At 34.3% G+C, this 13,696-nt stretch carries 6 protein-coding genes; 3 read left to right on the top strand and 3 right to left on the bottom strand.

Features of this window, described 5'->3' with window-relative positions:
- The first annotated feature begins 121 nt into the window (after nucleotides 1–121).
- The gene (locus PZ638_RS10715; RefSeq protein WP_272674154.1) at nucleotides 122–1,273 is read left to right on the top strand and encodes an MFS transporter; all 1,152 of its coding nucleotides are present in this window, start codon (nucleotides 122–124) and stop codon (nucleotides 1,271–1,273) included.
- A 48-nt stretch (nucleotides 1,274–1,321) separates the two neighbouring features.
- Here PZ638_RS10715 and ydeE read toward each other — a convergent pair whose 3' ends face one another.
- Both ydeE and PZ638_RS10705 read right to left on the bottom strand, forming a co-directional pair.
- A complete protein-coding gene (ydeE, locus tag PZ638_RS10710) occupies nucleotides 1,322–2,512 on the bottom strand; it encodes an efflux MFS transporter YdeE (protein WP_144140019.1) in 1,191 nt (396 codons plus the stop codon).
- 302 nt (nucleotides 2,513–2,814) lie between these two features.
- Nucleotides 2,815–3,972: an iron-containing alcohol dehydrogenase gene (locus PZ638_RS10705; protein WP_094960576.1), complete on the bottom strand. Its 1,158-nt coding sequence runs from the start codon at nucleotides 3,970–3,972 to the stop codon at nucleotides 2,815–2,817.
- A 250-nt stretch (nucleotides 3,973–4,222) separates the two neighbouring features.
- Between PZ638_RS10705 and PZ638_RS10700 the strand changes: the two genes are divergently transcribed.
- Both PZ638_RS10700 and PZ638_RS10695 read left to right on the top strand, forming a co-directional pair.
- Complete coding sequence (locus PZ638_RS10700; RefSeq protein WP_272674158.1) at nucleotides 4,223–11,542, top strand: C80 family cysteine peptidase; 7,320 nt, start codon at nucleotides 4,223–4,225, stop codon at nucleotides 11,540–11,542.
- Between the two features lie 191 nt (nucleotides 11,543–11,733).
- Entirely contained in the window at nucleotides 11,734–12,618 is an 885-nt protein-coding gene (locus tag PZ638_RS10695) for a DUF362 domain-containing protein (RefSeq protein WP_275612189.1), read from the top strand.
- Nucleotides 12,619–12,658: 40 nt separating this feature from the next.
- Here PZ638_RS10695 and PZ638_RS10690 read toward each other — a convergent pair whose 3' ends face one another.
- Entirely contained in the window at nucleotides 12,659–13,540 is an 882-nt protein-coding gene (locus tag PZ638_RS10690; protein ID WP_196724914.1) for an alpha/beta fold hydrolase, read from the bottom strand.
- Between the last annotated feature and the right edge of the window lie 156 nt (nucleotides 13,541–13,696).

Here is a 13,696-nt window from a genome sequence, read left to right as displayed (position 1 = left end):
GTTACTTACAACTAGCTACTCACTGCCAAAAAACTCCCCTAATTTTTTTTAAATAAAACCATATCGATACCAATCATAAGCACTGATTGGATAATGCAATATATATCAAAACGAGAAAACTATGACTTCTACTCATTACTTACTGCTTTTGTCGGCAGTAGCGGTATACCTTGTTGGTACCGCAGAATTTATGTTGTCGGCTATTTTATCGCCGTTAGCAACGGTATTTCATGTTCAACCTGACCAAATTACGTGGTTGGTATCGGCTTATGCGTTGGCCTATACCTTGGCAGCTCCTATTATTGGTTTTTTATCAGATAGAATTGATAGACGAAAAATTGTGCTTATGGCTCTTTTACTATTATCACTCGATAGTTTAGTCATTATTTTTTCACCTAATCTATTGACTGCACTTGTTTTAAGGGTCTTCGGAGGATTGGCTTCTGCTGCACTTGTTCCCGTTATCTTCGCACTTATTGCTGATGTAATTAGTGAAAGTAAACAAGCTACAGCAATGGGGAGTATTATGATGGGAATGACTGTCGGTATTATTACGGGGCCTATCATTGCAGGGATATCAGTCCAGTATTTTGCTTGGTACGCCCCTTTTATTTATACCGCGATAGGGTGCTTAGTCGTGTTCATTATAGGGCTATTTATACTACCGTACTCTCAAAAAACTGTCAGAAAAAAATTATCTTTTAAAGCGATTAAACCGGTAGGCATTATCAGGCTCATATTAGCGAAAGGTTTATGGAATGGGGTATCAGTTTGTATATTTTTGCTTGCAGGTGAAATATTAAGGCAACGATCCCACTTAGAAAGTGCGGAGGTTGGTAGCTTAATGGGATTATTTGGGATGGGATTATTATTTGGCAATGGCTTAGTTGCAAAAATTGAAAAAATTAAAGTATCAAATAATACAAAACTCGTGGTTATTATTTTAATAATCATAGTAACGATTATCTTATTTCTTAGTGGATGGCTTTCGTTAATTGGTCATGGATTATGCTTAACTGTTATTGGTGGGATGTTAGGATTGGCCTCTCCGATAAGCACCGCAATGTTAGCAAGGCAAAGTGCAGAGAATAAAGGTTTTGTCTTGTCTATATCCGAGAGTGTTAACAACTTGATTTTATTATCTGCATTACCAATATTTTCTTTACTTATTTCGAAAAATTATCTTAAGGTTTCTATAATCATGACTATTGTATTATTGAGTTCAGCTATTTGTTTAGTTTTACCGATAAGACAGAGAATAAAAAGGCAGTAGATTGGTCATTTTTCTCCACCGAAAATGTTTTTCAGTGGAGAAAAAATGCTATTGGGTAACTAATAATTGTTTTTTTCTTAGACGCATTCCATTTAGCATGGATAGCCAGGCTAAAAATGTAATAAACATAAGAATAATGAAAATAAAATAGGGGGGAAGTTCAGTTAATACAACTCCTGTTAACATCGGATTAAATGCACCGCCAAGTAGCCCTAAAGATTGAGCCGAAAAATAACTGGCCTTCATTCCGTCTGGAGCAATACTATCAATTAACATGTATTCGCCAGGGGCGTAGATTAACTCACCTAAAGTGAAAATAAAGGCGCCAAGAGCCCATAGGTATAAGTTTTCATGGGCATACATAAAGGTTGCCAACCCTAAAATAAAAAATAGACTACCTAATGTCATCAATTCTCTTAAGTTATCTGGAGTGATACGTTTACCGACTGTATATTGTAACGTCACTACGACAATAGCATTTACGGGCAAAATAACACCGATAACCACTTGGGCAAAATCACTGTTAGCAACGGTGATGGCATATTGGGATATCCAAGTGGTAAAAGTTCCAAAAACTAATGAACCTAAGAAAGTTGATAAAATAAACCATGCCAGCACTTGGTCTCGTAGCATAGAGACAGGGTTCCATTTGCGGGTCTGGCCTTCTTCTAATGGTATCGGTTTTATGCTCTGTACAAACCGTTGTATAAAAAAGATTGGAAAAGCGGCTGAAATTGCAGCTAAATAGAATGGTAAGTTAATACTATACATTAATAACCAGGTGCCAATGGGAGGACCAACAGTCCAGCCTATATTAATGAAGGTATAATTTAAGGAAAATATTTTTGCTTTTAATGCAACCGTAAGGGTATCTGCAAAATAGGCTTTTAGTACCGTTGAGAATACGGAATAAGAGCAATTTATTAACGAAAAGAAAATAATGACTAAAATAGCATTATTCACGATAGGTATCGCAATAAACCCACAAATAAAGGCGATAACTGCGAATAGCATACAGCGTTTTTTATCAACGCGGTCTGCTAACATACCAAATCCCATACTAAATAAAACACCAACCACCATAGCCATTGACATTGCAACACCGACAATATCAATAGCCATTTCATATTCACGGGTTAGGTAAATAGCCATGAAGGGCAATGTTGCACCACGCCCAATCGTTAAGAGCAGAGACGATGCAAGTAATGCACTGTTTGATATATTAAATTTAGATAACATGGCTCACAACCTAACTTATTAATTGTTGTTATATATTTGTTTCGGACTATCTGTAAGCTATAAAATACCTAAATTTACAGTGGTGAGATATGGTGATTAATGCTCAAAATTGAAAACAATATTTTGCTGATGCTAATGTGCCATTCTCAATTAAAAATCTGGCAATATGAAATACAATCTAGCCAATTAAACGTTATATGCTGTTGTAATAACCGATAAATTTAAATGACTTATAAGGAAAAGGGCTTTCGGTGATAAAAAAGAAAAAGGTGCAAGTTTGCACCTTTTCGAGTGGGAGGAAATTATAAAGCGGCCGTATATACGCGGCGGCTAATCTCTAAGTTAATATCTTGGTGCTCACCTAATTTCACCATATTGTGTGCAGCTAAGCTATTAACTAATGGTTCAATAACCTCTTGGGTCAGTTGGTAGTCACTAAAACGAGTACCTACTTGCATTTTTTCAAAGAACTCTCGAGTTAACTCAATGGCATTTAATGCTTTCTCTTGGTCAGAACCTGACGTAATTCCCCAAACTCGTTCTGCATATTGCACCAATTTGGCCTGTTTTTGGGCTAATTTTTCCGTCAGCATGGATGGTAGAACAATAGCGAGTGTTTGTGCATGATCCAAACCATACAGCACAGTGATTTCATGGCCTAACATGTGAGTAGACCAGTCTTGTGGTACCCCAACACCAATTAAACCATTTAAAGCCAAGGTGGCTGTCCACATTAAATTGGCTCTAATATCATAATCTTTTGGAGTCTCAAGCGCTTTAGGTCCAATCTCTATTAATGTTTTCAATAAGCCTTCTGCGAATGCATCTTGTACGTAAGCATTCACTGGGTAAGTCAAATATTGTTCAATAACATGAACGAAAGCGTCAACAACACCATTACTTATTTGGCGAGTCGGTAAAGTATAGGTTTTTACTGGGTCAAGAATAGAGAATTGAGGAAATACATGGTCGCTCATAAAAGCAAGTTTAGAATGCAGTTCTTCACGAGTAATTACAGAACCCTTGTTCATTTCGGAACCAGTAGCAGGTAATGTTAACACTGTACCGAAGGGCAGCGCAGTTTTTATAGTCGAGCCTCTATTTGTGACCACCTCCCATTTATCGCCTGGGTAATTTACCGCGGCTGCGATAAATTTAACACCATCAATGACGGAGCCACCACCCACCGCCAGCAAGAAATCGAAACCTTCTTTTTCAATTTTATCGACAGCTTTTATCAATGTTTCATAGCGAGGATTGGCCTCAATTCCACCAAAATGATCGAATGTTCGAGATCCTAAAGCTTGCTCAACTTCATTTAAGGTTCCTGTTTTTCTTGCACTTTCACCGCCAAATAAAATAAGAACCTTAGCATTTTTAGGGACAACTCGGTCAAGTTCACTGATTTTACCTTCACCAAACATGATACGAGTGGGGTTATAAAATTCGAAATTGTTCATATATGGCCTTCGTAGAAAGTAGAAATGAATCCAAATAATTACACGCATATAATATAATTACAAGTAAACATAATATAATCTTAAAATGATTGTGTATCATATCGATTTGATGGTTTATATTTTAATAGGGAAATTATCTTGAGCGTTGTTAATTGTAGTTAATCTTAATTGTTTTTTTATATATTTTACTGATGTGGCAACCTTGTTAAGTTGAAGGTGGGCTTTAATTTGACATGGAAAAAGAATTCATATGATAAATATAAATGACAAGAAAACTAATGATGAAATAATTAATAAAGATGATGATTTGATATTTTTAACGGAACACATAGATGGTAGGCCATTAGTAGGGGAGCAGTCCTCCGAACTTAAAAATATATCTAACTGGTTTAATCCTATAGATGAATTCACAAGGCTTACAATTTTTCATCATTTAATGAGTCGGCCTACAAGTGACTCGACATATAATTATCATGTTTTAATCCAAATAGGAGATGATGACACAGCAGCTAAATCAACGGGGAGATTATTAGCAAAATTTCCTAGTAATTCACTTGTTATACAGTTTGATATTGAGAGTGAGCAGTGGAAAGTGCTACATGGTGATTTACAAACGAAAGTTAACGGAAAAATACGTTGGACGGTTATCGGTCATGGTCAGTATAACGGGCATAACCAGCAAAGTCTCTTTGAGGGGTACCAAGCTTACCAACTTATTGCAGGGTTGATATACCTTAAAAGCCATGTGCTGAAAGCATACCCTCCCAATAAAATTGTTTTGGCAGGTTGCCAATTAGGTTGTGGGGGGGTAAATGAAAACTTTGTGTTTAGGGCAAGTGTAGGATTAGCTAAGCATGGAATATATCTTCCAGTTGTGGGTTATAATAGGCCTATCAGTGTCACGAACGAGAGTAAAAAAATAGTTTGGCCATATAATTTAATAGAAGAGAAACAATCTACTGAAAATTGGCGATTAGAAATTAATATTAATCAAACTAATCAACAGGCTTATATTAATGGAAAACATGCCAGTTTATATTTTATCGATGAGTTAAGAAGTGGTGAGCTAGAAGTTTGGCAATTAATAAAAGATTACCATTCTACTGCTATGGATATTTTTAAGGATCCAAATAATGAGTATAAAATTGATATTGATTTGATTAAAAAAGTGGCTTTTAATCATGATGCATACGCTATGTTTAAACAGAAGTTAAATGCGAAAGATATTCAATTTAATAGTGATTTTAGAAAAGAACTAATTCGTGAATATGAAAATATTGGAATATTAGAAACACCATTATGGTTAATGATTAATAAAATTAATGTGAATGCTAATCCACAAAAAATCAACGATACTGTAAAAATTATTATTCGTTCAGGAAGAGGTATTGTAGGAAAAAAATATTCTGAAGATCTCGTTAATGAGCTTCCTAATAGCACATTATTGCTTCAATTAAACCCGAATACAATGGAATTTTTCTCAGAATATGGCGACATAGAGCATTTACTAAAAGCAACTAAACAACAGTGGATATTAATAGATAATCTTCACTCTGAACCTGGTTTTATTCAAAACTATGCAAACTCATTAAATGTATTAAAAACAAGATATGATTTTAAAATGCCAGAAAATATTATTCTATATTTAACCGATAAAAAGGCACTTTTGACAAAAGAAGAAAAGGTGATTTTTAGTGAGGAACTAACGAGTAAGTTGAAAATAAATGGAATATATACTAAGGTTTTTTTAGAGAATTATTTTGAACCAAGATATAAAATAATAGCATTACTTGAAGATATTAGTATGGGTAATTTACAGGCAGAGAATATTGATATTAATAGACACCTTTATTTAAAAGGGTATTTTACATTCCAAGATGGAAGTATCGATAAGAACAAATTAAATATTGCAGCATATGACCCCATTATCAGTAAAAAAATTAATAAAGTTTGTGACGCTGAGAATGAAAATGATTTTTCTCATATGTGGAATTCAATATTTATTGATGATGACACCACTAGAATTAAACAGCAAGCCATTGAAGCAAAAGATATTTTAGAATTTTTGAGCCACCAGCCTGAAAAACTAAACTACCTAAGTCAGCTGTCTATAAACCGTTTGAGTGCGTTATTTCCTAGTGGGCAAGGCTTTAATCATGCAGAAGTTTTAAAACTAGTCCAAGATCCAATAAAATTAAGAGAATATAATCAATATATTGATGATTTATTAATGCTCTATATAGATATTGAAACCCCATTTGGAAACGAAAAGTCATTAAAAAAAGAATTTAGATTAATTTTAGATTTACATGAAAAACTAAAATCTAATTATGCAGCATTATCTCAGTTATCATATAAAGAGGGGTTCGATGTTACAGTAAATAAATTGCCAGTTGAAATACATTCATTTGAGAATATCTGCTTTTTACGCCTTTTGCAGCATAGTAATTTAACTAACGAACAAAGTTTACAACTTAAGGAAAAATTTGAAGTTTTAACCAAACTAACACGAAAACAAAAGATAGATAATGTTACTGATAAAGAACAAGAAGTTCTCACTAGATTTGATGAAATATATCAATCGAATTTTGATTTATTAGGAGCTGTTTCTAATGAAATAAACGAGCAATCTCACATATTATTATTTGAAAATATAGGGAATAATCAGATTATCACTTTTCAAAGTGATGAAGAAATATATACAGTTACAAGCTATTCTCGTAATGATAAGTACTTTTTAACTTTATCCGATACTACTGGTGTTGAGCTTATTATTAGTCATTCAGAATTTAGCCAAGCAAAGAAACACTTATCTAATGTTTTTAATGATTATATTAACCAAGAAATAACGCAAGAGGATGGCTCAGTATTAACCAGAGGAAGTATTGCGGGATTTAAACACAAAGTAGGCGAAGCCCTGTTTGGTGAAGTGCAAATCATAAATACAGAGAGCGAAGCATACCTCAGTATGCGGCAAAGCATTATGAGTGAGCTGGATACCTTTTTCAAGTCATCAGAAATATCAGTGACTAATGACTCGGAAATTATTTTTGGCGAGCAGGTAACATCATTAAAAAAACTTAGAGATATTGGGGCTACAATAAATAGCGAACCATTAGATTTTAAACATACTCAGCTTCCAAACTGGGAGGATAATGTTAAATTTAATCCTGATAAATTAGCATTTCAGTTAACCTTTTTAACTGAAAATGAAAAAGACATTAATTTAATTAAAATGATTAATAAGAGTTTACAAGATGATCATATAACAAGACGAATTGATGTTAATTCAATGATCAAACCAAGGGCCGTACTACAAGAACAGCTCCAAATTATTCAAAAATCACAACTCGATAATCCAGTTGGTATGAATAAGACTATAGAAGATTTACGACGCATCGGTATTAAATTACCAACTTATGCAAAAATAGCTAATTATTTTGGGCAAGGAATTGGTTCTACAGGGATATTTCTAACAATCAACTCTGTTTACCAGTTAATAGATGAATTAGATAATCCTAATCTATCAGAAAAAGAAAGACGAGAAATACAGAAAAACCTTGATCTAGCCTGCGCAAATGCATTCTTTAATTATGGGGATATGGTCTTACAACCTATTCTACTTAAGCTCGCTTATAAACAAGCTGGATCGTTTAATGTATCATCAAAAATTACAGCTCGTATTACAATTATATTTAATTTAATTGGAATGGGGTTAGATATTTATCAAGCTTGTGAAGCATTTGAACAACTAGACAGGGTTACAAATGATAAAGAGCGCCAAGACTTAATTGTGAATGGTTCTTTGTCAATTGCTAACATTATTGTGGGGGGTGTAACCATGATCGGTATAATCATTGGTTCATCGGCAATACCTGTCGTTGGTTTAATTGTTGCTGGTTCCTTATTAATTGGAGGGATGGTATATACAGGTATTCGCGCAGTAGAAAAAATTGAAGAGGAACTCGGTGAATCTCTAGGCTGGGATGAAAAAGCCAGAGAAGGTATTCGTGCTGCACTTGGTTTTCCTCCATCAGACAATATATTAAATCGATTTAGTTATAAACAGCATTTAGCATACTTCAAAAATATAAATTGGCAGCAAGACTTAGATACGTTCAAGTCGTCATTTTTATATCAAGGTTTTGATGAACACTTACAATTGGTTGGTAAACCGATCCTTGTTGAACATATCAAACATTATATTTATTATAGAAATAACTCAAAAATAATTAGTAGTGCAGAGTTTGCTGATGTGGATAACCGTGGACCTCTTAGTCATATTGATAGTGATGAAATAGGGCCTTACTATACCATCGAGCAAATTAATTTTATTCGGGAAAATTATCATTATGACTCTCAAGATAATCATTGGGTAAAAAGCTTTCAAACACAGAGGGTCAATGAACTGAATTTTAATTATCGTTTTAGACTAGTGAATAAAACGGCTCCTATCGCTTATAAAAATATTGGCGAGGAGGTTGCCAATGACATTATTGTACTTAATCCTGAGTATGATAGCTTATTACTAAAACAATTTTTACATAAAAACGAACTAACTACTTTTTATAACATAAAGAAAAAACAGTCGGTTGCTACACAACTAAGTTCATTATCAGCATCAGAGCTACGGCTATTCCAGGCCAGAAATAATTATACCAATACGATTCACCCTGATATAAATAATGATATCAGAGTGAATAGACTAGGGAATGAATTTTTAAACCAGCCTATTGATATTGCAAGAGAATTATTAAGTGAGAAGCCTAGGGTTATTTATGAAGGCATGCAAAATATTGGTTACCGATATGAAAATGAAGCAAAGCAAAAAAACATTAGTTTTAACCCAGGGAATGGAACAGATATTATCGTTGGGAAAAAAAATTCAAAAAATTTATTTAACATCAATGCAGGGAGTAAATTTCTCGTAGGCGGCGAAAAAGATGATATTATAAACTTATCATTATTATTTGATAATAACATTGAAGAAAGTAACGAAATTTATTTTGATGGCAATGGGGGGGATAATAGTATAATCATTAAAGACATTCCATCCAACAGTAAAATAGATATCGATTTGAACAATATAACGTCAGAGGTGGCCTTCATTAATCATAAAGTTAAGAAGATTCATTTACGCAATGTTAATGATGTGATGCTAATTGGAGATAGCTCTACGATAGCAGAATTATTAGGTAATAAAGAATCCAACACATTAGATGTAGGGGCAATGACTGCATTTATTCAAGGTATGGAGGGGGATGATCAATTAATATTTGAATCAGGGATAGTCAATGGTGGAGAAGGTAATGATAGTTATTTTCTACGTCGTGTTGATTGGCACAATAATCAAGATGAATTAAATGATAATTTATTAGAATTATCAGCTGTAATTATTGAAAATACACAAGGCCAAAGCCGAGTAAATTTAGGGTATATGTTAAGCGAAATAAAGGATGCCAGTATTTCTGGTAATGATCTCATATTAAATATTGAAATAAAATCGGCAGAGTCAGAAACGAAAGTTTTAACACTGAATGTTACTTTAAAAAACACGTATAAAATAGATAATAATGGTAGGGAAATATTTCATAGATATCAATTATATACAAAGGACGGATTTGTATTAAATACTAAGCTAAACCATTTGGATTCAAGTGCTTCACACATTATAAGTGAAAATATTTTTAATATTACTTATCAGGGAGGCGCTAGCTCTACAATAAGTATCGATGAGAGTGAAAAAACAATTTCAGTTGATAATAAAATATATGGTCAACCTTTATGGGGAGATTTTAAATTTCATGGTTTAGCGAGTAAGTTAGAATATAAAGGAGAGAGTAATGATGACCACCTTTTAATGGTCAGTAGAAACAGTCATATTATGGTTACTAAAGGAAGAGATGTTTATCAAGTTAACCCAGATCAGATTTTTCAAGGTAAAATCATTTTTGACTTTTCAAATATTAAATCAGAAATGGAAAATGAGTTTGATATGACCATTTTATTACCTTATGAGAATGGATTTGATATCAAGGCACTGGGAACATCAATATTTTTATATGATAAATTCAGTAATGAAAAAATTGAAATTAGCTTCATTAATTTATCATACCCAATAAGTAAAGAAATTTATATTAAAGACGGTCATGGAAATTTATTTAGGATAAAAATGGGGAGGGATTATTATAACATTGAACCAATTGAATGTTTGGAATTACCCACAGAAAATGATGATTACATAAAAATTCCTAAGGGATATAATTTTCGTTATCCTATTCTAGATACAAATAATGGTGATGACTTAATTGAAGACAACAGTATGATAGGAAATATCATAAATTCAGGGGAAGGTAATGATATTATTATTACAAATGGAGGAGGGAATGTTTTGTATGGAGGTAACGGTGATGATTATGTATATGGTGGTGAAAATAGTGATTTAATTCTATCTGACTTGGGTAATGACAAACTTGATGGACAAGGAGGGGATGACCACTATTTAATTGATGGAAGTAAAGGGGGCGGTAATACAGAAATATTAGATCAAGTTGGATTTAATAATATTCATTTATTTAATTTTAAAACACAGTATGAAGTCATAGACGAACGGGAAGATACTTATCATCTTTACACATCGCAATCTAATTTGCGCACAGTCAAAGTAAAGATGCCCCAAAATAATAAAAATAGCAATAATCAAGTTTATCATCATCAGCGGTTACCCTCCCATATGCCAGTCCATATTCATAATGATGGTATGGCACATTTAGTTCGCTACCTTGCTGAACAGCGCCAATATAAAAGAGAATTAGCGCCAGAACAGATTTGGCACCCTATGGATGAGTTTAAAAATTTTTCTAACGAGTTAAGCTTTTCATCAATTCTTGATACAAAGACAAAAAATATACATATTAGTGAAAATACACCATTTAGGCGCTTGTTTATTCGGACAAGGGGACCAGAACAAAAAGTTTGGGATAGAAGTGGGGTCGGGCGGGTATTTAAAGCGCAAGCGGTAACTGGAGCCATTTCAATTCCAGATGGTATTTACGGAAATAATGTTCTTTATGCATCAACAAGTGATACCAATTTATATGGTGGTGAAGGGAATGATGTCTTCATCTCTAATGGTTCAAATGGGTTGTTAACAGATGCTAGCGGAAAAAATAGTTTTATTATCAATGGCGAAATTGTAGGCTGGAATTCGTTGTATAGCCTTGGCGGTGAAAACACGATTTACCTCATTAATTTTAATAAGAACGTTATTCGAGAAGAACCTGACCACCGAAGTAATGCAACTCGATATATTTATACTTCAGATCAGGGACGTAGTGTGAAAATATTTCAGTATCCGAATACGATAGCTCCCACTGTAGTTCATGTGCAGTCTTTAGAGGGGCAAAATGAGCATTCTACCCAACAAAAATTGAATCATTTAGTGGAGACGTTAGCGACACTACGCCTACAAGACGAAGAAAACTGTATTGGTATTCAGGATATTGAATATTTACAGAAGAATTGGGAGCCCACCAACCTTGTTGATAATTATATGAAAAAAGCGAGTTAGAAAGGAGGCGTAAACCACAAGGCTCCAAAATACAGAGAGTTTTGTAGTTTTTAAGTAATTATTTAGCCCAAATCATCTTTATCTACAGAGTGTTGTACTAAAATAGTGTAAAAATTAATGCTAGAATTTAACTATTAAATATAACAATTTTTAAATAAGTTATTTTTGTTGTAACGGGAGAGTGTAGAGCAATGAGACGTTTTATTAGTTTAGAGCTGCCTCCTGAACCCATAATTAACGGTCAGTGCGTAAGAAAACGCCTGAAAAATAGCATCTGTGATAATTGTGCCACCAGTTGTCCTGTGGGGGCGGTATCGTTTAGCCATATGGATGCAGAAATTAATAATGAATTATGTTTTCAATGTGGTAATTGTTTATTTGCTTGCCCTGTAGATGCCATCGAAAATATCAAACCCCATGAACGTAGTTATCAAGGGGAATTTTTGATAGTAAACCATGATGAGCCGATTGCTAATGCGGACGAACTGATTGTTTGGCACCGGCAATATGGCATTCGTGGTATGCAAATCGCTGAACCCTGGGTTGATAAATGGTTGCCAACGATTGCGGCATTAAATTTAAAACTCAAAACATTACAAGAACCTATTTGGCAATTACGTATTGTTCAGCCTGAACAAGTCGATAGCGGTCGTCGGATGATGCTATTTCGTCAAAAATTGGATTCAAAGCCGTTAGATAAGGGGCAGGTGAAAACAGGATTAAATGCAAGAAAACAATTTTACCCTGAAGATAGCTGGTTTAAGGTCGAACTAGACACGGAAAAATGCATTCTTTGTGGCGCTTGTGCCAAGATGTGTGATGAGCATGCGATAGAAATTGAAAATAACCAATTTTTGATAGATGAAAAACGTTGTACTGGTTGTATGAGTTGCCAAGTCGTTTGTTTTCCTAAATCTATTCATGTACAAAGCTATACAGCTAAAAATAACGTGCCGAAAATCTTCCATTATTATGATACGCAGTGTCATACCTGCCATTTACCTTTTTCTTCTTGGGAAGAAAATACCCATATTTGTCCAATTTGTGCACAGCATAAGAAACAAGGTTGGTTATAAGCATGACTAAGGCTCATTTTTAGAGCCTTAGTATGTTAATTTATTGATTTAAGTGATTAATTATCAATTTAGCGATTAGTGGATTAATCATTGGTGGCGTTTCATGGCCCATACCGTCAATAATCTCCAATTTTGCATTAGGAATATTGTCAGCAATGTCTTTTCCTGCAGCTAAAGGAAAGAGCGGATCAATTGAACCGTGAATAACCAATGCAGGGACGTTGATTTGCTGAATATAAGGACGCAGATCTCCGGTGACGGCAACAGCAACAATTTGGCGTTTTGTTCCTTCCGGTGAATGATTGCGTGTGAGTGACTGCAGTATATATTCACGATAATAATTTTCATCAAATGGGCCAAACGTTGAGCTGATCCGGCGATAAAACGCAAGCTGTCCTGATAAATACCCTTCTAAATCTTCTTTTGGGTTAGCACTTGGGCTCATCAGCATTTGCATAACATCGGGAGCGCTTTGTGGCAGTGCTGGGTTCCCTGTTGATGACATGATCGCGCAAAGAGAGAGTGTACGCTCAGGAAACTTTGCAGCCACTATTTGTGCTATCATTCCGCCCATGGAACGGCCGATAACGTGGGCTTTATCAATAGATAATGTATCCAAGAGGTGGATAATATCCTCAGCCGTATCGAATAAAGTATAAGGAATAGGGAAAGGTTCACCTTTTTGCATTTTTTCAATCAATACCCCTAAATCAATAGGTGGGAACTCATTGATATGATGAGATAAACCCGCATCACGGTTATCTATACGTAAGAGATAAAAACCGGCATCTGCAATCTCCTGACAAAAGTCTGACGTCCAACTAATGTTATGGCCACCTAAGCCAGGGATCAGAACAATGGTGGGATTATCTGGTGTACCAAATGAATCGTAAAAAAGTGGAACTGAATTGGTTTCGGTCATTTTTCTTCCGGAATTGTTATTAATAAATAGAACTATTTATATGCCGTAGTTTCGTTGTAATTGCGAGCCATAAAAAATGGCAATGATTACCTATGATATAATTGAAATATACCATGGCAATGCAATATAAATCTGTTTTTCAGTCAATTCTGTAAA

This window comes from Providencia hangzhouensis, from assembly GCF_029193595.2.
GTDB classification, from domain to species: Bacteria; Pseudomonadota; Gammaproteobacteria; order Enterobacterales; family Enterobacteriaceae; genus Providencia; species Providencia hangzhouensis.
This window is presented reverse-complemented; position numbering and strand designations above follow the sequence as displayed.